A 24,826-nucleotide genomic window follows, 5' to 3' on the forward strand; every position below is an offset into this window, starting at 1 on the left:
TTGGTTTATTTCTTTTAAAATTATAATTACTTTTGGAACCAATCAAATGTCAGCGACATTGAAAAGCCACAAAATTCTCAATGACCCTGTTTATGGGTTTATTTCGATTCCGAGCGAACTCATTTTTTCGATCATTGACCATCCTTACTTCCAAAGGTTACGTCGAATCAAGCAGCTTGGTTTAACTGACTTTGTCTATCCAGGTGCTTTACATACCAGGTTTCACCACGCCCTTGGGGCTATGCACCTGATGAGCATCACCCTGGACAATCTGAGGAATAAAGGAAATGAAATCTCTGATGAAGAATATGAAGCTTCATTGATTGCCATTTTACTTCATGATATTGGCCATGGCCCTTTCTCCCATGCCCTTGAATTCAGTCTGCTTCAAAACATCCCACACGAATCTCTATCTCTGCTCATCATAGAGGAACTGAACCGTGAGTTCAATGGACAACTGGATCTGGCTTTAAGAATTTTCAGAAATGAATATGAGAGAAAATTCTTCCATCAATTGGTATCCAGTCAGTTGGATATAGACAGGCTGGATTACTTACAAAGAGACTGTTACTTCACAGGCGTGTCTGAAGGCACGATCGGAGCAGACAGAATCATAAAAATGATGGATATCAAAAACGATCAATTGGTCGTTGAAGAGAAAGGATTGTACAGCATTGAGAATTTTCTTAGCGCAAGAAGATTGATGTATTGGCAGGTTTATTTGCATAAAACCACTGTCAGTGCTGAAAAAATGCTGATCAACCTGATCACCAGAGCCAAAGAAGTGCAGCAAACCAAAGGAAAGCTTAAAGCAACTGAAGATCTTCTTCATTTTCTGGAAAATGATTTCAGGTTATACGACTTCAAAAATTCTCCTGAATTACTCAAAATTTTCCTTGGGTTGGATGATTTCGATATATGGGGAGCAATCAAACTGTGGAAAAATGAATCAGATTATATTTTAAGGAATATTTCTGAAATGTTTTTGCAGAGAAAGTTGTTCAAAATAAATCTCAGAAACGAGGAATTTACGGAAACAGAACTTGAGGCTCTCCGTAAAAAAACAAAAAAGAAATTAGGGGTTCCAGATAATCACTTACATTACTTCTTTACCCACGGCAGCATCAGTAATCATGCCTATCTGGCTAAGGAAAGAATCCTCATTTTAACAAAAAAGGGGAAAATCATCGATGTCGCACAGGCAGCAGATTTACCGAACATTAAGGCCATGAGTAAAATTGTCAAGAAACATTATTTCTGCCAGGCCAAAAACTTAATTTTGTAGCAAAAAGCCTTCTTATCAAATGGAATTCACTTTAAATCAAATAGCGGCCATTCTACAAGGAAAAGTTGAAGGAGATGGAGACCAAATAGTAAACCGCTTGGATAAAATACAGGATGGGCAACCAGGAGGCATCAGCTTTTTGGCCAATGAAAAATATGAGCAATTCATTTATGAAACCGGATCTACTGCCGTAATTGTGTCTGACAAGTTCAAACCTAGTAAGCCAATTTCATGTAGTTTGATAAGGGTCAAGAATGCCTATACAGGTTTTACACAGTTATTGGAAGCTTATGCACAACTAACCAAAACAAGTAAAGTCGGCATCGAACAACCTTCCTATTTTGACACTTCCAGTACTCAGGGAGACGGTGCATATAGGGCTGCATTCTCATATGTGGGTAAAAATTGTACAATTGGCAAAGAAGTCAAAATTTATCCGCATGTTTCAATTGGTGATAATGTAAAGATAGGTGACCATACGATTATACATGCAGGGGTGAAAATATGTAATAGCACCATTATAGGCAGTTATTGCGAGATCCATCCAGGGGCAGTGATCGGCTCAGATGGGTTCGGTTTTGCACCTCAGGAAGATGGGAGTTACAAAACCATCCCTCAAATCGGCAATGTGATCATTGAAGATCATGTCAGCATCGGTGCCAATACAACCATTGATTGCGCTACCATGGGAAGCACCTTGATCAAAAAGGGAGCAAAAATAGACAATCTCGTCCAAATCGCCCATAATGTAGTGGTCGGCGAACATACCGTAATCGCATCCCAAACAGGCATCTCAGGATCAAGCGAAATTGGCAATCATTGCGTCATTGCAGGACAGGCCGGTATTGTGGGGCATATCAAAATAGCAGACCGTACTACAATTGGTGCTAAAACAGGAATTTCAAGGAACGTAACCACACCTGGCAAGACCCTCTTTGGGCTTATTGCATTTGACATTAAAGACTTTCTGAAATCCTACTCCATCTTTAAAAATCTTCCACAACTTCAGGATAGAATCAAAGAACTGGAAAAAAAACAATAACTTTACAGCCAAATTACCAAAGAATAGATTGAAAATCGGATGAGGGTAAAGCAACATACCATTAAGAAACAAGTAACTGTATCAGGTGTAGGCCTTCATACAGGAGTAATTTCAAACCTTACATTCCTTCCTGCACCACCTAATCACGGCTTTAAGTTCCAAAGAATAGATTTGGAAGGAAATCCAATAATTGATGCAGACGTGGACAATGTAGTCGATGTTTCCAGAGGGACAACTTTGGAACAAAGTGGCGCAAGGGTCTTCACTGTTGAGCACGTCCTGGCTGCATTAGTAGGATTGGAAATTGACAATGTCCTCATGCAGCTTGACGGTCCAGAACCACCAATCATGGATGGTTCATCAATACAGTTTATTGAAGTTTTGGAAGATGCCGGTCTGGAAGAACAAAATGCTTTGAGAAGATTTTTTGAAGTACCTGAAAGCATCACATACAGGGATCCTGCCAGAGAGGTAGAGCTTGCAGCCCTCCCACTTGATGATTATCGGGTAACAGTGATGGTTGACTACAATTCTCCAGTATTAGGAAGTCAACATGCCTCCATCACCAATATCAGTCAGTTTAAATCAGAGATCGCATCATGTAGGACTTTCTGTTTCCTTCATGAACTGGAAATGCTTTACAACCAAAATCTGATCAAAGGTGGTGACCTGAACAATGCCATAGTGGTCGTAGATAGGGTTGTAGAAGATTCTGAATTGGAACATTTGGCAAAAATGTTCAATAAGCAAAAAGTTGAAGTTAGAAAAGAAGGTATCCTCAATAATGTTGACCTAAGGTATAAAAACGAACCGGCAAGACATAAATTATTGGACGTGGTAGGAGATCTTGCTTTGGTAGGCAGACCGTTGAAGGCTCAGATTTTGGCAGCAAGACCTGGACATGCTGCTAATGTTGCCTTTGCCAAGAAGCTCAAAAGAGCTTGGGAAAAAATCGGACCTAACCATATCCCTCATTATGACCCGAAATTACCTCCGGTGATGGACATCAACCAAATCAGTAACATCCTTCCGCATAGGTATCCATTCCAACTTTTAGACAAAGTCATATATTTGGATGATACTGTCGTGGCAGGGGTGAAAAATGTTACCATCAATGAACCTTTCTTTATGGGGCATTTCCCAAACAACCCTGTCATGCCAGGAGTTCTACAGGTGGAAGCAATGGCACAAACCGGCGGAATTCTGGTTTTAAGTTCTGTTGAAGATCCTGAAAATTACTGGACCTACTTTTTGGGAATTGAAAGTTGTAAATTCAGAAAGATGGTTTTACCTGGGGACACCTTGGTTTTCAAATGTGAGTTACTTGCCCCAATCAGACGCGGTATAGCCAAAATGAAAGGCGAAGCTTTTGTAGGAAACACACTTGTTTGTGAGGCCGTTATGACAGCAAGTATTGTTAGAAAAGAATCATGATCAGTAATTTGTCTCATATACACGAAAAAACAATCCTTGGAAAAGGTGTACAAATAGACCCTTTCACCATGATACATGAAGATGTTGAAATTGGTGATGGCACTTGGATTGGATCCAATGTCACGATATATCCAGGAGCAAGGATTGGAAAAAACTGTAAGATTTTTCCAGGTGCTGTTATTTCAGCAGTACCTCAGGATCTCAAATTCCAGGGTGAAGATTCCACTGTAGAAATTGGGGATAACACTACTATACGCGAATGCGTGACAATCAGCAGAGGTACTTTGGACAAAAGAACTACCAAAGTGGGAAGCAATTGCCTGCTTATGGCATATGTACACATTGCCCATGACTGTATAGTAGGCAACAATGTAATTATCGCCAATGCTGTACAGGTAGCAGGACATGTATCCATTGACGACTGGGCAATTGTTGGAGGAAGCAGCGCCATACACCAATTCGTGAAAATCGGCATGCATGCGATGATATCTGGTGGTTCCTTGGTGCGAAAAGATGTGCCTCCCTTCACAAAAGCTGCCCGTGAGCCATTGAGTTATGCAGGTGTCAATAGTCTAGGACTAAGGAGAAGAGGATTTTCAAGCGAAACCATCAGCCATATACAGGAAGTATACAGGTATCTATTCCTCAATAGCCTGAACAACAGCCGTGCACTTGAGGAAATTGAAGTGAATCTTCCTGCTACAAAAGAAAGAGACGAAATCATCAACTTCATCAGGTCCTCTGAGAGAGGTGTTATGAAGGGCTATATCAGTTAACGCATGTTGGATGTTAAGCTGAAAGGTGCAGGAAAAAGATTTCAATACGACTGGATTTTCAAAAATCTTAGTTTTGACATCCAATCCGGAGAATCTTGCGTCATCACCGGTAGCAATGGATCTGGAAAATCCACCTTGCTGAAATCCATTTCCTGTATCTCTCCCTTGACGGAAGGCCAGATTGAATTCCGGCTAAATGGCGAAGAAATCAAAGAAGCAGAAATATACCACCATCTTGTCATCAGTGCCCCCTACCTGGAATTACCTGAGGAATTTACGCTTCTAGAATTGCTTAAATTCCATTTCAAATTTAAAAAACCCATCCAAAATTGGAATTTCGAACAGATGATGGAACGGATGTATCTGGCAGAACATCAGCATAAATCCATCAATCAATTCAGTTCAGGAATGAAACAACGCCTTAAAATCGGGCTTTGCTTATTTTCAGATGTGCCTTTGGTATTATTGGATGAACCTACTTCCAACCTAGATGAAAAAGGACTATTTTGGTATTTAGAGATGATCGGGGATTTTGGAGCAAACAGAACCATCATCATCAGTTCAAATGACCCAAGGGAATATGGATTTTGTAAGAAGCATATTTCGATAGAAAATTTTAAGCCACGTCCGATACTTTGATTTTTCCTACGATTGATTAATTTTACATCCTTACATTAAAAAAGCATCTCATGCAAAAACTCTTTTTTAACCTCGCTATTTTAGCACTTACTGTTTTCGGGACAATGTCTTGCAAAGAAAAAAAATCTGATCCCGAACCACAGAAAACTCCTGAAGAATTGGCAATTGAGGACTTGACCTCTGGCTCATCACAGGTTTGGACTGTGGCAGGTGGCGGTTCCGTTGTCCGGGATGGCAGATCGGAAACGAACATTTACCAAAATTTTGAAATTAATTTTGTGGCAACAGAAAGCAGCAAAACGTATCAGACTTTTAATAACAACAGCCTTTTTGACGGAAGTGGAAACTGGAATTTTGTGGGCTCTAGCATTGATAAAATTACCTTATCGGGATCCGCTCCAGCTTCAGGACAGGAAATTTCCTTTACCAGAAGCGGCAATGATCTGACTTTACAGTTTACCATTGCAGTACCTAATTCAAGAGTCAACGCTGTAGCAGGTTCATATAGGTTTAACCTAAAAAGGAAACAATAACAAAGGCCGGTTAACCGGCCTTTGTTATTAGGATTTTAATGTCACCAAGGTAACACCTGAACCTCCCCTATCTGCGTGTTCGTCTTCAATTTTCGCGACCGAATTCATGCCCCGCAATAGGTTTCTAGTAAGATCCCTGAGGATGCCATCACCTTTACCATGTACGATTCTGAGGTCTTTCAAGCCCAACATAAAACCGTCATCTATAAAATTCTGCACTAAAGAAAGGATTTCTTCTCCTCGCTTTCCCCTGATATCTAGATTGGGTGAAAAATCCATCATTTTAAGATTGGTATCGAAACCTGTTCTCTTCGCAAAGGTCTTCTTCTCTTTTTTCATTTCGTTGTGCGAAATTTTTTCCAATCGACTGAGCTTCACTTTCGATTTCAAGTCTCCTATACTGATCTCTGCTTCTTTTTTCCTGATACTCAAGACCTGGGCTATGGCACCATTATCCTTCAACCTTACATAATCACCTTCCTGGATTTCTCCTCCGATAATTTTTATTTCAGGTTGATGGATTTCTTTTTTATCTGGCTTTACCTGAGTTTTTAAAGTGTCAATTTCAGCTCTTACCTTTTTAGCAATAGCACTATCTGCCTTACTTTCCTTTATCTCCCTTATGGATGCCTCAATCTTTTTATTCACCTGATCCAAAAGCGCTTTGGCCTCAGCTTTGGCTTCCTGAATATATTGCTTTTTGTTTTTGTCAACTGTTTCCTTCAGTTCAGTGTACTCCTGAAGACGTTTATCCAGCAATCTTTCTTTTCTCTGGTTTTCAGCTATGATCTGCTCATATTTCACTTTTTCATTCTCGAGCTTGGTCAGTAACCTGTCATATTTCACCCTTTCCTCTCCTATATGCTCTTTTGCATAAGCCAGAATATCTTTTGAAATACCGATTTTTGAGGCGATTTCCAGAGCGAAAGAACTACCAGGCTTTCCGATTTCGAGTTGATAAAGTGGTTCGAGCTTGTCCACATCATAGCGCATGGCACCATTGACGAGGCCATGATTTTTAGAGGCCACCTGCTTGAGGTTACCATAGTGCGTAGTGATCACACCATATGCCCCAGTCTTATTAAGCGCAAGCAAAATACCCTCTGCAATAGCTCCTCCAAACTGCGGCTCTGTTCCTGTTCCAAATTCATCGATAAAAAGAATTGACTTTTTATCAGCAAACTGGGTAAAATACTTCATGCTCATTAAATGTGAGCTATAGGTACTGAGGTCATTTTCAATATTTTGCTCATCCCCGATATCAATGAAGAAATTATCAAAAATTGAACAAACGGAGGACTCGTCCAAAGGTACGAGCAGACCACACTGCAACATATATTGCACCATTGCCACTGTTTTTAAGGTAACTGACTTTCCTCCTGCATTGGGCCCTGAAATCACCAAAAGCCTTTTATTATGATCAAGTTGGATAGTCAAGGGTACAACTTTCTTACCTTGTTGCTTGAGTGCAAATTCCAATAATGGATGTCGGGCATTGGTCCAATTCAATTGCCTGCTTTTTTCTAAGAGAGGCCTGTTAGCATTAGTTTTGATCGCAAATCTTGCCTTTGCCCTGATAAAATCTACCATACCAAGAAAATGAAAAGCTTTTCTCAGTTCGGGGATATATGGCCTTAAAGTATCGGTCAACTGGGTTAAAATCTTTTGGATTTCCCGGCTCTCCATATACTCCAAGTCCTTCAATTCATTATTGATATCCAAAACTTCAGCGGGCTCTAAAAACACCGTCTGACCTGTAGCGGATTCATCATGGATAAAACCCTTGATTTTTCTTTTGTTTTCTGCCAAAACAGGAATCACCATTCTTCCTCCCCTAATGGTAATCGAGGCATCATCCGGAGTGAGTCCTTTGGAACGGGCTTCTCTAAAAATTCTTTCCAGCACTTTCCTCAACCTGTTTTCCTCATACAAAATCTGAGAGCGTATGAGGGACAGGTCTTTTGATGCATTGTTCCTGATTTTACCCTTTTCATCAATGATCCTTTCGATCGCTCTGAGCAAATCATTGTTGAGGTTCACCAATCCTAACAATTGGAATAACTGAAGGTACTCCTCTTCATGATCTAGGAAAAACTCAATGCATTTGCTCAAGGTAAAAAGTGAAAGTTTGACCTCATGAAATTCATCTTCATACAAAAAAGTGCCTTCAATTTTTGCCTTTTCCAGATAGGGATAAATATTGGTGAAATTGGAAGAAGGAAACAGCTCTCCTGACTCAATGATCCTTTTGAATTCATCGGTTTGATCCAAAAGTCTATTGACCAACTTGATATCTTTGGAATAACTCATTTTATCGACGAAGTCCATTCCCAAGGAACTGGTACATTCATCTTTGAGTAATTCTCTGATTTTATTGAAATTGATTTTTTCTTCCAGGTTTTTGGGGTACAGCATCATGTGTTATTGATCTCCTGATTTTTCTACGACATGAAGTGAATCAATGGTACGGGCATATATCCTATCCATCATTTTGGCATCTCTCATATAATAGGCAAGACTATTGATGAAAACTGAATCCGGGATTTGATGTTTAGCAAAAACCTCTTTTTCAAACAAGGGATAGAGCGCTCTCGATGAATCATAATGAATGGGAAAAGTAGCAACAAGTCCTTCTGCAAGATGGATGTCAATCAACATGGATACCATTTTATCTTCATCCAGGATTCCTTCCGGGACTTTATTCCTAGTGCAGGAGTAAAATGATAAAATGAGCAAAATTGAAATAAATGATTTTTTCACGCTGTAAAAATAAGGTTTATAAATTTAAAATCCCGACAGTTGAAGCCTCAGTAAGATTCTCTATCTTAAATTTCCTTAAATAAGACAAAATGTGAGAAGGAATATTCCCCCACTATCAAATACGCTTTTTATTATTCATCACAGTACCTTAAATTAGGCTCGCGAAAGTACATTCCATGAACCAACTCCTCAAAAAACTCCGCAAATACGAGATCATGATCAGAAAAGTAGCCAATAATCACCTGCAGGGTGATTATCAGTCTATTTTCAAAGGTGCCGGATTGGAGTTTGATGATCTGCGCCCCTACCAATATGGGGACGACGTGAGGACCATCGAATGGAAAGTATCTGCCAAAGGACATGGGACTTTTGTCAAAACCTTTAAGGAAGACAAAGATCAGTCCGTGTATTTTCTTCTAGACATTTCAGGTTCTCAGGATATTGGAGAAAAAGGCAGAAAGAAAATAGATCTTGGCAAGGAAATCGCAGGAGTCTTGACCTTGGCAGCAATATTCGAAGGAAGTCAGGTAGGCTTAATTTCATATTCTGACCAAAAAGAAAAAATCATTCTGCCGGGAAAAGGACCAAAGCAGGGCGTCAAAATCATTCAGGGAATCTTTAAACACGAAAATAAATCCCTGAAAACCAATCTCAGGGAAATGTTCAATTTCTCCCTGAACCTGATCAAGAAAAGGAGTATCATCATTATTATTTCTGATTTTATAGATGAGGGCTATGAAAGGCCTTTCAAAGCTTTAGCAGAGAAACATGACCTCGTCGCGATTCAGGTGACAGATCCACGGGAAGCGGCTTTACCGGCCTTGGGGATCATACCAGTTTACGACAAGGAAGAAGGGAGGACAACCTGGGTCAACACTGCCTTTGGTTCCTTCTCAAAAAAAATATCTGAGACCTTCACCACCGAAAGGACTCAATTGCAGGAAATCTGCAAAAAAAACCAAATCAATTATTTGGGCATCAGCACTAAAGAGGACATCGTTTTACCTCTTATTGAGTTATTTAAGAAACGTAACCGAACAATGAAACGTGGGTAAGGCAGTAAAATATCTGGTCACAATGATGACTGTTTTCTTTTTGAACACCTCACTTCAAGCGCAAAGCCCTGAGGTAGAGGGCTACTTTCTGCAGGATTCTGCCAAACTGGGGGAAAGGGTTGCCTATATTCTAAAGGCTAAATATGGTACTGGCCACAATATCGTATTTCCAGATTCCACTTATGATTTCACTCCTTTCGTCCTATTAGAGAAAAAAACTTACATGTCCACCACCGCTGAAGGCGTGACCCTGGACAGCGCTATCTATTTTGTTTCAAATTTCTCTTTGGATCCAGTTGTATATTTCACCCTCCCGATTTATGAGATTTTCAAATATGACAGTCTGGTTCACCGACCTTTGGAATCTTCCTTGGCCCTTCAATTAATGATTGACCCTTTGCCACAGGAACTCTCTTTTAGGGACAACAATGTCTACCAGCCTATTGATACAGACTTCAATTACCCTTTACTCATAGCCATCTTGATTGGAGTTACGGTCATGGCCTTGGTAATTGCCTTTTTCTTTGGCAAAAAACTGGGCAGACAGTATGAGATCTGGATGGAAAAAAGAAAATACAAACGATTTGTCCAAAGATGGAAAAAGGCAGAAATGGCATTCGCTGGCAGCCCTGACATGGATCATGCAGATGAACTTTTGGGCCTATGGAAAACCTATATGGAGCATTTAAAAGCCAAGCCTTTCAGAGAATGGACCACCTTGGAAATTTCGGATTTTCTAGAGAATAAAGATATCATCAAGGATTTCAGAGAAATTGAAATGATCATTTATGCTGGAAAATCAGGAAAAGACCTGCCTCAGGCTTGTCAAAACCTCTGGAACATTTGCAATGACACTTACCAACAAAAAATAAGTACCACCGATGATCGGAAATAGTATTGCAGACTTTTTCTCTTTGTATTGGTTTTATCCCGAAACTTTTAAAAGTTTTGAGTGGGAAAACCTATGGGCTTTGCATTTGCTTTGGTTAGTTCCTTTGCTTTTTATGCTTAGGAAATTTATCAAATTTCTTAAAAATCCAGTTTTAGAGCTTTCATTGCCCGGAAATGTTTCCAAAAGCAATCCCTGGACTTATCTAAGGTTAATCCCTGGACTATTTTTTTTATTAGCCATGTGGATGATTGTGGTCGCCCTTGCCAGACCACAAAAGACCAATGAAAGAGTGGAACAATATACTGAAGGTATAGATATTATGATTGTCATGGATATTTCTGAATCCATGGATCTTCAGGATTTCAAACCCAACAGACTGGAGGCGGCCAAAGAAACTGCTATAGACTTCATTAATGGAAGATTTGGAGACAGGATCGGTATGGTTATTTTTTCCGGAGAAGCCTATTCTCTTGCTCCTTTGACAACTGATTATGCTTTGTTAACTGATTTGGTTAAAGACATTTCTTTTAACATGATGGATGCTAAAGGAACTGCAATAGGCAGTGCCTTAGCTGCAGGAACAAATAGAATGAGAGAATCAGAATCAAAATCCAAAGTGATGATTTTGTTAAGTGACGGTGAAAATAATGCAGGGAACGTAGACCCTATTTTCGCTGCTCAATTGGCTGCAGCTTTGGATATAAAAATATATACCATTGCAGTGGGAAAAGACGGAATGGTGCCTTACGGGGTGGATTTTTTTGGTAGACCTCAGATGATTGAAAGTTATCTGGATGAAAGTACCCTTAGGGAGATCGCCGAAATTGGTAGTGGCCAATTTTTCCGTGCCTCTGATGACAATGCTCTGGAACAGATTTTTGATCAGATCAATAGTTTTGAAAAAGCAGAAATCATAGAATCCAGATACAAGGAAACTGTTGATTTTTACAGATCCTACCTATTCTGGGGCTTATTGTTTTTCTTCGCCTGGTTGGCCTTCAAAAGCACTTTCTTCAATAATTTCCTGCTCGATTAATTTACTCTCCAGCAAAAACATCCTTTGTAAGGTCTTCAAAAAGAATATAGGTGGCATAGAAAGTCAAGGGAATAGTAATCAGCAGGCCTAATCCAAGTGTCAATATTGTCAATAAATTGATTACAAGCAGTACAAGCGTAAAGACCAAAAATTTCCACCAACGAACAGTGATGAGTTTTCTGCTCTCTTCCAAGGCTGTCCAGAAATCAAAACCTCCAAAAATGGCCATCAGCACAGAGAAACTATAAGCCACAGCCAGATAAATCCCGGGAATGATAAATGCAATAATTCCAAGCCCTGTAATAAGTTGACCGATCAGCCATATCGAAAACACTGGCCAGTAATAATTAAATCCCATCAAAAAATCAGGGTAAGTAATCTGCTCCCTTCTTGAAATTTTATTCGCTACCAAGTAATAACCAGCATAAAGGGGTGGAGCCAACAAGAGGGCATAGAGAAACGCATAATCTTTAAGATATGCCACAGAAATCAATTGCAAAGAAAAAATCAATAAGGTATAAGAAATACTCAATAAAGGCTGTACCCAAAACATTTGCCAGGCCTTTTCAATAATCCCTGCGATATCAAAATCATAACCCCTTTCCCTGATTAATGCTAATCTATCTCTACTCATTTTTTTAAATGGATTAAAAGAAAGGCAAGGCCTTTTAAAACCTTGCCTTATATCAAATTTGGCTACTTATCGAGAATCCTTTTTTATACCAAAAGGTTCAGTCAATTATTTTGTCAATGCATCCAAAATATCATGCTTGGTGATAATATGGATCTGATGATGATCATCTCTGACCAATACAGCCTTTTCTTTATCCACCATCGAAGACAGAACATCCAAAGTACTATCCAATGCCACGAATTTCATAGAATCCTCCATGACTTCACCTACAGTGGCATCTTTGAGCTCAGGCTGCCCAATAATCTTGGAAAGCAGTTTATTATCAGTAAGACTTCCTACCACATGACCATCTTCCATCACTGGGATCTGCGACACGCTGCTTGTACTCATCAAAGCTATGGCATCCTTAACTTTATCGGTCTTTTGAGAAACCAACAATTGATAATCTCCATTTCTGGAAGCTATAATATCTCTAGCTGTTCCGTAACTTTTATCCTCCAAGAAACCATGGTTTCTCATCCAGTCATCATTGTAAATTTTACCCAAATAACGGGTACCGTGATCAGGAAGGATAATCACCATCCTATCCCCTTCTTTCAAATGTTCTTTGGCATATTCCAGTGCACCATGAACAGCCGATCCACAGGACCATCCTACAAATAACCCCTCTTCTCTGGAGAGCCTCCTTGTCATCACTGCAGCATCTTTATCGGTAACTTTGACAAAATGATCGATAACTGAAAAGTCAACATTCTTAGGTAAGATATCTTCACCAATACCTTCTGTCAGATAGGGGTAGATTTCATTTTCATCGAATACTCCTGTTTCTTTATATTTTTTGAAAACGGAACCATAAGTATCAATACCAACAGTGATAATATCAGGATTCTGCTCTTTCAGAAATTTAGCCGTTCCGCACATGGACCCACCAGTACCTACACCCGCGGCATAATGGGTGATTTTGCCTTCAGTATCATTCCAGATCTCAGGGCCAGTGGTTTCATAATGGGCCAAAGCATTGGAAAGGTTATCGTATTGGTTCGGATAAAAAGAATTTGGAATATCCTGGTTCAATTTTTTTGCCACTGAATAATAAGACCTTGGGTCTTCCGGGGAAACATTGGTCGGGCAAACAATCACTTCAGCGCCTACAGCTTTGAGTATATCTATTTTCTCTTTTGACTGCTTGTCTGCCATGGTAAAAATACATTTGTACCCTTTCGAAATGGCCGCCAGAGCAAGTCCCATTCCAGTATTCCCACTGGTACCCTCAATAATAGTACCCCCCGGCTTTAGTATTCCCGCCTTTTCTGCATCCTCCACCATTTTGACCGCCATACGGTCCTTCATAGAATTACCGGGATTAAAATATTCAACTTTTACCAGGATTTCACCTTTGATACCCTTGTTAACTTTGTTCAGTCGAACCATAGGGGTATTGCCAATGGTTTCAATTATGGAATTATAAATCATAACAATTTGGATTCTTTGCCATGCAAGTTACAAATAATTTCAGAGCTGAAAATTTGAAGCTTTCAAATTCCAAATATTATTTCGTTAACATTAAAAAGAATCAAGAGTTCAAATGGAAGTGACTGGAACAGTATACTCCTCTACTAAGGCCACTGCACCATGAATGGCAGTTTCATCAAGCTCAGAGATTAGGACCTGAAGGTTTGAACTGACAGAAGGATATTTGAATTCTGAAATACTGGCTTCCATACTATCTTTAAAAAAAGGATAGGCCTTACGGATAGAGCCTCCAATCACTATAGCCTGAGGAGCTAAAACAAACAAAATGTTTTTGACCAACTCACCCAAGTGTTTTCCAAAAGCATGAAATGCATCCATTGCTTCCTGATCACCTTCCAGTGCTCTTTTATATAGCGTCTTAGGCTTTTTACCATATTCTCTAATAAAAAATTTGCTGCTGCAATAATATTCAAAGTCATGCCCTAAATAAGGCACAGAACACCACTCACCTGCAGCACAATTATGACCAAAATATAGATGACCATTGGCAATGATTCCTGAGCCTAATCCTGTCCCCAGGGTAATTCCTACTACATGACTGAATTTTTGCGCAGCACCAAACTTATATTCACCTAATGCAAAGCAATTGGCGTCATTATTGATATAAACAGGTTTGCCGAATTTTTCCTGTATGTAATCTCTCAAAAACACTTTTCTAAATGAAGGGATATTCGATAGATTCAAAACCACTCCTTTTTCAATATCTATCAACCCGGGGATTCCTATCCCAATGGCAAAAAAATCATATCGAAGATACTCCGAAATAAACCCGGCAATCGTCTCAAGAACAGATTCCTGACTTTCCTGTGATGGTGTCGGAATGGTACGGATATCCTGTAACTGACCATTGATCAATACGCCAGCCTTGATATTGGTACCTCCAATATCCATTCCCAAAATAGGTTTATCGGTTTTAAACATATAGGTTAAAGTTGTTGGCTATAAAACAGGAAAAGAAGAATGAAATTTCCATTCTCCTTTCCCAGCATAGGTTGGTTTGAATTTAATATTATAACATTCCTTCAATCGACTTCTCGAGTTCCCTTGCATGAGCAAGGAATTCCTCAACATTCATATCTTTGAAGAAAATCAAGCCATGACTGGATCTTACTTTGGCAGTTTCGTGCAGATAGAAATAATTCTTGCCCAACAATAACTGTATATCATTCAATTGATTGACCCAAACTCTTTTGGCAACCGTACTGAATTTGCCATTATGAGAATAGCTTGGGAAGGAAGCATTTACCTGACTTAAATAGCAGTTTGCAAATGAGTCTTCCATCACAGACATATCCCCCAGCGAAACCGGCACGATCACATTGGCTTCATGCGGCTCAAACTTGAACCATACATTTCTATAGCCAATGATCCTCAATTTGCTCAGGTCTTTTTCTTCTCCCCACTGACGCACAGCTTCAGCTGTGGCCTGCAATACTTTATAGTGGGTATCAGGACCTGAACCTTCCGGATCTAAGGTCAAGCTGATCTTGGTCGGATTGATTTTCCTGAACATCTCTACTATCGGCTCAACATCCCTTTTCTTATCAGGCTGTTCAGTAAAGATATCGCCAGTATAAAACCCGAGACGTAAGTGGTGGACATTCTTGACCTGAACCCCAAAATGGGCCCAAACCAGCTCCTCCTCAAACTCACGGATCATACCTTTGAGCTTCTGGATTTTGGCAGGATTCTTTTCTCCATCATAACTGTTTCTCAGGATGCTGATGACATCATTGATGGTTTCCCTGAGTTTTTGCTTGTTCTTAACCTCAAAAATCTCCACCAAAGCCCTTACTACTCTGTGGCTAAGCCCCCTCATTCTTCCTTCAGAATCTTCTGCTGCTACTTTGGTAAGGTAATGGTAAACATCCTTATCTGTTTTCAGCTTATATCCTACAGTAAAGAAGTCTTCATAGTTAACCATTTGGATTTCACCTTCATCCAAAAGCTTTTTGGTATGAAGCAATGTGTCTATCACAAAAGTGTTGGTAACTGCTGTAAAACCGGACGTAAGCACTGAGAAATGAGCCTCGTTGGAATTCTCTTGCAACTGATTCGTAATGTGAGGCAATATTCCCAAAGAAATATCATCATGATGTGGCCCTGTATGTAACAAGACTTCATTTTTTTCCTTTGTCGTACCTCTGTTAAGTTTGGCAATCGCACTTTCAATCACCTGACTGACTGTTTCCTCAGAAAGGTTCGGGATTTTGGATGCGTATTTATCGCTCTTTAGATCTTCCAGTTTTAACCGATGCCCGTATTTCTTAAGTTTTTTGCACAACTCCATTACGGCCCTCTCAGTTTTTTCCCAAGTCCACTCTCCGTTGAAGTAGTAGCTGTCCACAGAATCAGTCAATCTCACCGCTGCACCTTTGGTCAAATAGAATCTGCCATTCTTCAGTTTTTGCAATGCAGTGGCAGGATAGATATTGTTAAGGCTATTTTCCAGTGAATCCTTTACAATCTGTGCTTTTGCCTCACCGGCGGCTATAATGATGGCAACTGCCTCAGGATTGAAAGTAATTGTTTCTAATCCAATGGTAATCACTAACCTATTTGCTGAGACTTCAATACCACCAAGATCTCCTGCTGCCACGGCTTGTGTCTCGAAATTTGTTTCAGTCAACCTGGTCGGAGAAAACAAATGGGATCCTCTGGTATTGAAGGCAATATGCCCATCTGGGCCAATTCCTCCCAAGAAGAAACCGATTCCTCCAAGATCTCTGATTTTTTGCTCATATTCTGCACACCATTGGTCTATCTTATAGATTGATTCCTGCTGCAGTTTTTCAAGATTTGTTTTGGGATCTCTGAACCTCAGAGACAAGTCCACCTTCAGGTCAGGAAAAATTTCCTTGTAAGTCTTACCTTCCGCTAATGGAATTTCATCCGAATTGATCAGAATGGCTTTTTCCTTACTCAGGCCAAATCCCTCCAAATAAAACTTATTGACATAATGGTAAAAGCTGTTGTTTTGGCTGGAAGAAATCGGATAGAATTCATCGATCTGCACAAAGGTCAAATCCTTCAGGACCGGCTTTTTGACATTCCCAAGGTTATACTTATCCCTAATCTCTTTTCCTTTTTTGGTATCCCAATTATCCAAAAGGAACTTGGTCCATTTGATAAAATACTCCGGAGTTTTACCTGTCGGTAAACTGATTACCCCATTTGGATTTTCAGAAGCCCATTCTAGAAATCTGCATGCGGTAATCAGTCCTAGTTTGGGGAAATTGTCAACAGTTAAATATGGAATCTTGGTACTGATAGCGCTTACTCCAGATTCCTTTAGAAATGCCTTTTCAACTTCTGATAGCGGATAATTACTGAGCATATGTATTTTTATTATCGATGACTTTTAATTATTCACAAAAACAAACCACCCCTAGAAACACTCTTAACCTTCAAGATTTAAAAAAAAGTTTGGTCAATACCGCATAAACGAATAAATCCACACACTTCCAACACAATGCTTAACCATTTATACGGACCGTTTCCCGAAAACAACTGGTTTATTTTTACACAAAATAAAAAATCTTTTACTTTAAATCATAGACTTTTTTAATTTTTTTAAAAAAGATAATTCCAATTTGCTAAAATATATTTTTCGTAAATTCAAGTTTAATCTTCAATTGAAACTCCTTGATTACTTTAAAGATCTCCACCAATGTCACCATTTGTACTTTGGTCAATTGGCTTACAGAAACATAATTAACTGGCATTTGTCCTTTCTCGATGATCTGCAATGCCTGCTTTTCCAATCTCAAAGACATCAGATAATAATAGGCGTGCAACAACTCTTTACTTTCTTTATCTGAAAATATCCCACGCTTATGCAAAATCTCGATCCTTTTGCCGGTGTTTGTTTCAAAAATTCTGTATTTCAAAGCAAAAGCCCTTGCCAAATCGACTATAGGGGCCATTGTCTTTTTGATGTTGAAATGTGCCTCACCCTCAATTTTAAATGTTTTGATATTTTGCCTGAAAAAAGTAAGCGGTGGCTCATATTGAAGTGCATTGATGCCTAAATTCATAAAAAAACGCTCTGTTGGATTCTGTAGCTGAACATCCATAAAAGCCTTCAGGTCTTCCAATAGACTAAAATCCCCGTAAATAGCCCTACAATCAAAGAAAGTAGCATATTTCATCATTGTCTCAGGCGTAGATGCCTGTATCCAACTTTCATAATTTCTTTTCCAGTGGGAAAGTGAATGTGTCCACTTAGGATTCTTCGCCATAAACCCTCCCTTACAAAAAACAATCCCAATACTATCTAGAGAGGCGGAAATCCGCTCGGCGAATTTCAAAAAATAGGCCCTCACCTCTTCCCTATGCTCATTGGCTTTGTCCTCGTAAATAATGGCATTATCCTGATCCGTTTTCAGTGTCTGTTCTCCCCTTCCCTCAGACCCAAGGACAAAAAACACAAATTTTGCCGGAGGTTCTCCTAGTTCTTTTACGGTAGATTCAATTACGCTAAGTGCAATTGCATCGCTTACGGCAGTAATAATCTGATTGATGATCTCTGCTTTTACGCCTCGTTCAATTAACTGATGCACCATTTGCGGAATCACCCTCCACTTTTGGGCTAGTTCTTCAATGTCTACTGCCTGCTTGACGGACTGTATAAAGATAAATGGCCCCTGGTATTGATCTGTTAAAATTTTGGTTCTGCTGATCCACCCCACAAAGTCTTCCCCATCCTTTACCAAGAGATACCTGATCTTAAATTGAAACATGAGCAAAAGTGCTTCATATAAGAAGGCCTCTTTTTGAATAGAAAAAATTTCCTTATCCATTACCTCATCCAAAGAAATAGCGGGAGAAAGGTTTTTCGCGAGCACCTTGTCCCTTAAGGTCAGGTCTGTCACAAAGCCTTTAATATCTTTTTCAGACTCTCCTACAAATAGACAAGAGATCTTTTCCTTTGCCATCAAAGCGGCGGCTTCATGGACCGCTGTACTCCCTTTACAAATTCGGATACCTTTAAAATGTAGGTCCCCGACTTTTTTGGAGTAAAAATGATCTGTTTCAAGTCCTGATTGAAGGTTCATAGGATAAAATATAACAAGGTGAAAATAATTAATTTTCTTAACTTCGACTATGATAATTATAGTAACAGGTGTTTCAGGAAGTGGCAAAACAACAGTTGGCTCACTTTTATCTGAGAAAACTCATTTGCCGTTTTTTGACGCAGATGATTTCCATCCTTCTTCCAATGTACAAAAAATGTCCCAAGGCATCCCCCTCACAGATCATGACCGTATGCCATGGCTTGAGCATCTTGGCAAAAACATTGTAGATTGGGAAAATAGCGGTGGTGGAATACTTGCCTGCTCGGCCCTCAAAGAAAGTTACCGGGAAATGCTTCAGTCAATTCCCAATATCATTTGGGTACATCTTCAGGGTGAAAAACTGCTTCTAGAAGAAAGACTAAAACAAAGAAAAAACCATTACATGCCACCTGGACTGTTAACATCCCAACTCGAAACTTGGGAACAGCCAGCCTATGGCCTCCACCTTGATATTTCTAAAAGTCCTGAAATTCTATGTAATGAGATCATCATGCACATGAAAGAACTCAATTCGCCTTCACATATCGGAATCATTGGAATGGGGGTTATGGGAAAAAGTCTGGCCCTCAACATGGTTGACAATGGTATCCCAGTTGCCGTATTCAATAGATACGTGGCAGGTAAAGAGGAAAATATCGCGTCAGATTTCGTTAAGGAAAATTCTAACTTCCCATTATTAGCAGGTTATGATGACCTTGAAAGTTTCCTGGATGCTTTGGGGACTCCCAAAAAAATCCTACTGATGATCCCGGCTGGTGAGGCCGTAGATCTGCAAATCAAGCAACTGCTTCCTAAATTAAAAAAGGGAGACATCCTGATAGATGGCGGTAATTCTTTTTATGAAGACTCAAACATAAGAGCAGATGCTTTAAGAAAAAAAGGTATTCATTTCATTCCTATGGGAGTCTCAGGAGGAGAGGAAGGGGCTCGAAAAGGCCCGTCTATAATGCCTGGAGGAGATGAAATTGCTTACGAACTTGTAGCTCCTTACCTCTCCAAAATTGCCGCGAAAGACAAAAAAGGAAGTCCCTGCGTGACCTACGTAGGACCCCAAGGAGCTGGCCATTTCATCAAAATGGTCCATAATAGCATTGAATACGGTGAAATGCAGGCCATTGCCGAGACAACCCATTTGATGCGGTATGGTCTCAAGCTCAGTCCTCCGGAAATCGCCAAAGTATTCAGATCCTGGCAAGGAGAAGGCCTAAAAAGTTATTTATTGGAAATCACTGCAGACATCATGGAAGTCAAAGAAAACAATGACTTCCTTATAGATAAAATATTAGACCAGGCTGGGCAAAAAGGAACAGGAAGCTGGTCTTTACTTACTGCAATAAAGTTTCATGTCCCCTACAGCCCTTTGGCAGAAGCGGTCTCCGCAAGACAGCTTTCTGCACAAAAATTAAAAAGAACTGAATTATCTAGGGACTATAACCACCGGTTCAGGGCGTTTTCCGAAGACAAAGTATTGATCCTGGAAAGATTAAAAAATGCTTACACCTTATGCAGGATCATCAATCATGAAACAGGTTTCAGCCTCATGAAAGCAGCATCTGATCAAATGCAATGGCATCTCAATTTTTCTGAAATTGCAAGAATCTGGACAAATGGCTGTATCATCAGGTCAACTTTGATGGAGGAATTGATTGAAATATTCAAACAAACTGATGAAATATTAAAAGACAAATCAATCATACACAAGGCAAAAGAATGTAGAAGCGACCTATCCTACATTGTAGGCATGGGACTTCAGCACGACTTTGCATTACCGGTAATGTCAGCATCTATCAACTATCTCCTAGGAAGAATCATCAATCACTCCTCTTCAAATATCATCCAAGCCCAAAGAGACTATTTTGGAGCACATACTTACTTGAGAAATGATGATCCAGACAATATCCCACGCCATACAGACTGGATTTCCTTCAAAAAAACGAATTAACCTATAATAAACTTAATCTGACCATGAAAATCAAACGGTTTCTGCTTTCAGGCATACTGACCAGTATCCTATTACTTTCTATCAATGTAAGCGGATCTGCGCAGGAATACCTCATCACCAATGTCCATGTCTTGGATATGGACAAAGGCCAATTTATAGAAAACCAACAGATTCTTGTCAAAAACGGCAAGATCCTGGATGTGCTCCCTCTTGGTAAAGATTTTTTCAAAAATGAAGGGATTCAGGCAATCGACGGCAAAGGATCATTTGCCATACCCGGTCTTGCTGAAATGCACTCACATATCCCTACCACTGACACAGGTGATTTTTCTTACATTCAAGATGTGATGTGGCTGTACCTGGCCAATGGGATTTTAAATGTACGGGGGATGATCGGGCACCCTTCTCATTTGGAACTGAAAAAGAAAATTGCCTCAGGAGAAATCACAGGGCCACGAATCTTTGCCGCTGGGCCTTCGCTCAACGGAACATCTGTGGAAAGCCCGGAAATGGGAATACAGATGGTGAAAGACCAAAAACTAAAAGGGTATGACCACTTGAAACTTCATCCTGGATTGGATATGCCCAAATTACTGGCCATCACACAGACAGCAAAAGAAGTGGACATCATGATCGGTGGACATGTATCCTTAGATGTTGGGCTTGAAAACTCACTTAACAATGGTTACCGATCTGTAGAGCATATGGATGGCTACATTGAGGCCTTGATTGCCGACAAGTCCAAGCTAGACCCACAGATTGCCGGACCTTTCAGTATGCTGTTGGTCAAAGAAGCTGATTTGAGCAGACTCCCTCAACTACTCCAGCTTACTAAAGATACTAAAGCTTGGATTGCTCCTACACTAACGCTTTTTGAAAGATTCTTCGGCTATATACCAGCTGATGAATTCCGCCTTGAACCAGAAATGAAATACATGCCAGGCATTCAAGTTCAGCAATGGGTTAACCAGAAAAAACTCCTGGAGAACCAAGGTGTATTAAAAGAAGAAAATGTAAAACCTTACCTGGAATTCAGGAAAAATCTACTCAAAACACTCTTTGAAGGAGGTGTGCCTATTATCATGAGTTCTGACTCACCCCAAGTATTTAACGTACCAGGCTTCTCAATACACAATGAGATCAGATCTTTGTTTGAAGCCGGAATACCTGCAATTGAAATCCTAAAGTCAGGTTCTGTTAATGTAGCCAAATACTTCGAAAAAGAAGGCGAGTTCGGTGTCATTGCAAAAAATGCAGCTGCAGATTTCGTTTTACTTTCAGGAAATCCTTTGACAGATCTCAATCAATTGAAAAACATTAAAGGTGTCATGGTTGAAGGCAAATGGATAAACAAAGAAAAACTAGATGAGGAACTCAAAAGAATTGAAAATAAAAATTTAAGAAAATAAAATAGGCAATATGATTTTTGAAAGGGTGGAATTTGATACCACCCTTTTTTTATTGCATCTTTTCAAAACAGAAGGAATAGGGCTATAAAAAACCTTGAAAGATATAAGGTATATGATTTTACTCAATTATGCCTGCAAAAAAAAATATAGAATTACGTTGTGACTTCGAACCAATCCATGAATAACTTGTCCGCCGTGATGGATTTAGCACACCTTCCTTTGAGAAGGAATCTGTAAATATCGGTTTGCTTATAATCCACTTTTAATATAATTAGTAGGGTAATTCCGAATATATAGGTTAGGAAAATATCAAATCCCCCTCTTTTAAGTCCTCTAATTGGAATTCCTGCAAGATTTCTTTCGAAGAAACAGCTTCATTTCCCAGAATCACTTTTAAAACGACCCAAATATCACTAAATTGATAGCATATAGGGATTAAAAAACATCAATAGATTTAATCTATTGGATTTTAATTTCTATTGAAAAATATTTTTATAATTTAGGGATTCATTAAAACAATAAACCACTTTAAACATGGATCATAACAAACATCAAAACGGGGGCGATATCAGCAAATGCCCATTCCACAACGGACAAATGAAGCAAGTTGCAGGAGGAGGAACTGGTAACCGTGACTGGTGGCCCAATCAGTTGAACCTAAATATCCTCAGACAACATTCAAACCTGGCCAATCCGATGGATCCGGATTTTGATTATGCAAAAGAATTTAAATCCTTAGACCTAGCCCAAGTCAAAAAGGATATTGAACAGGTACTAAAAACCTCTCAGGATTGGTGGCCAGCTGATTATGGACACTATGGTCCTTTCATGATCCGCATGGCTTGGCATAGCGCTGGAACATACAGGATACATGACGGAAGAGGAGGTGGAGGCACAGGCAATCAGCGCTTTGCACCTTTGAACAGCTGGCCAGACAATGTGAACCTTGACAAGGCAAGACTTTTACTTTGGCCCATTAAGCAAAAATATGGCAAAAAGATTTCCTGGGCCGACTTAATGATTCTTACCGGAAATGTTGCCTTGGAATCCATGGGACTAAAAACCTTTGGTTTTGGAGGTGGACGTGAGGATATTTGGCAGCCTGAAGAAGATATTTACTGGGGTTCCGAAACCGAATGGTTAGGAGATAAAAGATATACCGGTGACCGTGAATTGGAAAACCCTCTTGGTGCTGTTCAAATGGGACTCATTTATGTTAATCCTGAAGGACCAAACGGGCATCCTGACCCCTTGGCTGCGGCCAAAGATATCAGAGAAACTTTTGGCAGAATGGCCATGAATGATTATGAGACTGTAGCTTTGATAGCTGGTGGACATACCTTCGGCAAAGCTCATGGTGCTGCTGATCCGAGCAAATACGTTGAGCGGGAACCAGCTGCTGCAGGCATAGAAGAGCAAAGCATGGGTTGGAGGAATAATTTCGGAAGCGGAAATGCAGGAGACACCATTACTTCAGGCTTGGAGGGAGCGTGGACTACCACCCCTACCAAATGGAGTAATAATTACCTCTGGAACCTTTTCGGCTATGACTGGGAATTAACAAAAAGCCCTGCTGGCGCACATCAATGGATTCCAAAACACGGTATGGGAGCAGGAACTGTTCCTGATGCACATGATAAATCCAAAAGGCATACACCTATCATGTTTACCACGGACATTGCTTTGAAAATGGATCCCGATTATGAGCAGATCTCGAGACATTTTTTGGACAACCCAGATGAGTTTGCAGATGCTTTTGCAAAAGCCTGGTATAAACTTACCCACCGTGATATGGGGCCAAAAAGCCGTTATTTGGGACCGGAAGTTCCTGCAGAGGATCTGATTTGGCAAGACCCAATTCCTGCTGTTGACCATAAACTCATCAATAAGGATGACATAGCAAACTTGAAAGCAAGCATTTTGGGCTCTGGACTGACAGTTTCAGAATTGGTTTCGACCGCTTGGGCATCCGCTTCAACATTCAGAGGATCTGATTTCCGGGGAGGCGCAAATGGGGCAAGGATCAGATTGGAGCCTCAAAAAAACTGGGAAGCCAATAATCCTGCACAGTTGTTGAAGGTTTTGACCTCCCTAGAGCGCATACAAAAAGACTTTAACAGTAATCAATCTGGAGACAAAAAAGTCTCCATGGCTGATCTGATTGTTCTTGGAGGCTGTGCTGCAGTGGAGAAAGCAGCCAAAGACGCAGGATTCAACATTACAGTTCCATTTACACCTGGCCGCATGGATGCTTCTCAAGAGCAGACAGAAGTTGATTCATTTGCTTACTTGGAGCCTGTTGCTGATGGTTTCAGGAATTACATAATGGCCAAGTGCCCTGTAAAAGCAGAGGAACTTCTAATTGACAAGGCCCAGCTGTTAACTTTAACAGTTCCTGAAATGACTGTTTTGGTAGGTGGTATGCGGGCCATGAATGCTAACTATGACGGTTCTAAACATGGAATCTTTACTAGTAAGCCAGGAGCCCTCACTAATGATTTCTTTGTGAACCTACTTGATTTGGGAACTACCTGGAGAGCTACTTCAGATGCTCAGAATGTATTTGTGGGTAGTGATAGAAATACAGGAGAACCAAAATGGACAGCAACCCGTGCAGATCTCATTTTCGGATCGAATTCCGAGCTAAGGGCGATTGCAGAGGTTTATGCATGCGAAGATGGCAAAGAAAAATTTGTAAAAGACTTCGTCGCTGCGTGGAACAAAGTCATGAACCTCGATAGATTTGACATGAAATAATTCCCTAAGCTTCCCTAAAAA

General features: G+C 40.0%; 19 protein-coding genes. 12 read left to right on the forward strand and 7 right to left on the reverse strand.

Going from position 1 to position 24,826, the window contains the following annotated elements:
- The first annotated feature begins 46 nt into the window (after positions 1–46).
- Genes ACFFIP_RS06220 through ACFFIP_RS06245 form a run of 6 tightly spaced genes read left to right on the forward strand, consistent with a single transcriptional unit; the run spans position 47 to position 5,709 of the window.
- Entirely contained in the window at positions 47–1,285 is a 1,239-nt protein-coding gene (locus ACFFIP_RS06220; RefSeq protein WP_382386716.1) for an HD domain-containing protein, read from the forward strand.
- 19 nt (positions 1,286–1,304) lie between these two features.
- Entirely contained in the window at positions 1,305–2,327 is a 1,023-nt protein-coding gene (gene lpxD, locus ACFFIP_RS06225; RefSeq protein ID WP_382386717.1) for a UDP-3-O-(3-hydroxymyristoyl)glucosamine N-acyltransferase, read from the forward strand.
- Between the two features lie 39 nt (positions 2,328–2,366).
- Positions 2,367–3,761, forward strand: coding sequence for a bifunctional UDP-3-O-[3-hydroxymyristoyl] N-acetylglucosamine deacetylase/3-hydroxyacyl-ACP dehydratase (locus tag ACFFIP_RS06230; protein ID WP_382386718.1), 1,395 nt, complete (start codon positions 2,367–2,369; stop codon positions 3,759–3,761).
- Entirely contained in the window at positions 3,758–4,537 is a 780-nt protein-coding gene (gene lpxA / locus ACFFIP_RS06235) for an acyl-ACP--UDP-N-acetylglucosamine O-acyltransferase (RefSeq protein ID WP_382386719.1), read from the forward strand. The genes ACFFIP_RS06230 and lpxA overlap by 4 nt, the downstream gene beginning before the upstream one ends.
- A gap of 3 nt (positions 4,538–4,540) precedes the next feature.
- Positions 4,541–5,176, forward strand: coding sequence for an ABC transporter ATP-binding protein (locus ACFFIP_RS06240; RefSeq protein ID WP_382386720.1), 636 nt, complete (start codon positions 4,541–4,543; stop codon positions 5,174–5,176).
- A 50-nt stretch (positions 5,177–5,226) separates the two neighbouring features.
- Positions 5,227–5,709 (forward strand): hypothetical protein, encoded by a 483-nt coding sequence (locus tag ACFFIP_RS06245; RefSeq protein WP_382386721.1) that lies wholly within the window; start codon positions 5,227–5,229, stop codon positions 5,707–5,709.
- A 27-nt stretch (positions 5,710–5,736) separates the two neighbouring features.
- Here the strand turns inward: ACFFIP_RS06245 and ACFFIP_RS06250 are convergent, their stop codons facing one another.
- Both ACFFIP_RS06250 and ACFFIP_RS06255 read right to left on the reverse strand, forming a co-directional pair.
- A complete protein-coding gene (locus ACFFIP_RS06250) occupies positions 5,737–8,124 on the reverse strand; it encodes an endonuclease MutS2 (RefSeq protein WP_382386757.1) in 2,388 nt (795 codons plus the stop codon).
- A 6-nt stretch (positions 8,125–8,130) separates the two neighbouring features.
- Entirely contained in the window at positions 8,131–8,469 is a 339-nt protein-coding gene (locus ACFFIP_RS06255; protein ID WP_382386722.1) for a DUF4296 domain-containing protein, read from the reverse strand.
- 176 nt (positions 8,470–8,645) lie between these two features.
- Here ACFFIP_RS06255 and ACFFIP_RS06260 point away from each other — a divergent pair, with 176 nt between their 5' ends.
- From ACFFIP_RS06260 to ACFFIP_RS06270, 3 genes are read left to right on the forward strand one after another with little or no spacing between them, the layout of a single operon-like run.
- Positions 8,646–9,524, forward strand: coding sequence for a DUF58 domain-containing protein (locus ACFFIP_RS06260; protein ID WP_382386723.1), 879 nt, complete (start codon positions 8,646–8,648; stop codon positions 9,522–9,524).
- A gap of 22 nt (positions 9,525–9,546) precedes the next feature.
- Complete coding sequence (locus tag ACFFIP_RS06265) at positions 9,547–10,419, forward strand: hypothetical protein (RefSeq protein ID WP_382386724.1); 873 nt, start codon at positions 9,547–9,549, stop codon at positions 10,417–10,419.
- Entirely contained in the window at positions 10,406–11,452 is a 1,047-nt protein-coding gene (locus ACFFIP_RS06270) for a vWA domain-containing protein (protein ID WP_382386725.1), read from the forward strand. Before ACFFIP_RS06265 ends, ACFFIP_RS06270 begins: the two co-directional genes overlap by 14 nt.
- Before the next feature lies 1 nt (position 11,453).
- Here the strand turns inward: ACFFIP_RS06270 and ACFFIP_RS06275 are convergent, their stop codons facing one another.
- From ACFFIP_RS06275 to ACFFIP_RS06295, 5 genes are all read right to left on the reverse strand, one after another.
- The gene (locus ACFFIP_RS06275) at positions 11,454–12,086 is read right to left on the reverse strand and encodes a hypothetical protein (protein ID WP_382386726.1); all 633 of its coding nucleotides are present in this window, start codon (positions 12,084–12,086) and stop codon (positions 11,454–11,456) included.
- A 105-nt stretch (positions 12,087–12,191) separates the two neighbouring features.
- Positions 12,192–13,559 (reverse strand): cystathionine beta-synthase, encoded by a 1,368-nt coding sequence (locus tag ACFFIP_RS06280; protein WP_382386727.1) that lies wholly within the window; start codon positions 13,557–13,559, stop codon positions 12,192–12,194.
- A gap of 108 nt (positions 13,560–13,667) precedes the next feature.
- Complete coding sequence (locus ACFFIP_RS06285) at positions 13,668–14,540, reverse strand: ROK family protein (protein WP_382386728.1); 873 nt, start codon at positions 14,538–14,540, stop codon at positions 13,668–13,670.
- A gap of 88 nt (positions 14,541–14,628) precedes the next feature.
- Complete coding sequence (locus tag ACFFIP_RS06290; RefSeq protein ID WP_382386729.1) at positions 14,629–16,956, reverse strand: glucosamine-6-phosphate isomerase; 2,328 nt, start codon at positions 16,954–16,956, stop codon at positions 14,629–14,631.
- A 259-nt stretch (positions 16,957–17,215) separates the two neighbouring features.
- The gene (locus tag ACFFIP_RS06295; RefSeq protein ID WP_382386730.1) at positions 17,216–18,676 is read right to left on the reverse strand and encodes a DUF294 nucleotidyltransferase-like domain-containing protein; all 1,461 of its coding nucleotides are present in this window, start codon (positions 18,674–18,676) and stop codon (positions 17,216–17,218) included.
- Positions 18,677–18,725: 49 nt separating this feature from the next.
- Here ACFFIP_RS06295 and gnd point away from each other — a divergent pair, with 49 nt between their 5' ends.
- From gnd to katG, 3 genes are all read left to right on the forward strand, one after another.
- Positions 18,726–20,639, forward strand: coding sequence for an NADP-dependent phosphogluconate dehydrogenase (gene gnd, locus ACFFIP_RS06300; protein WP_382386731.1), 1,914 nt, complete (start codon positions 18,726–18,728; stop codon positions 20,637–20,639).
- Positions 20,640–20,662: 23 nt separating this feature from the next.
- Positions 20,663–22,048, forward strand: a complete 1,386-nt coding sequence (locus ACFFIP_RS06305) for an amidohydrolase family protein (RefSeq protein WP_382386732.1) — start codon at positions 20,663–20,665, stop codon at positions 22,046–22,048.
- Positions 22,049–22,582: 534 nt separating this feature from the next.
- Complete coding sequence (gene katG / locus ACFFIP_RS06310; RefSeq protein WP_382386733.1) at positions 22,583–24,805, forward strand: catalase/peroxidase HPI; 2,223 nt, start codon at positions 22,583–22,585, stop codon at positions 24,803–24,805.
- The last annotated feature ends 21 nt before the right edge of the window (positions 24,806–24,826 follow it).

The sequence above is a fragment of the Fontibacter flavus genome (assembly GCF_042432905.1).
Lineage (GTDB): Bacteria > Bacteroidota > Bacteroidia > Cytophagales > Cyclobacteriaceae > Fontibacter > Fontibacter flavus.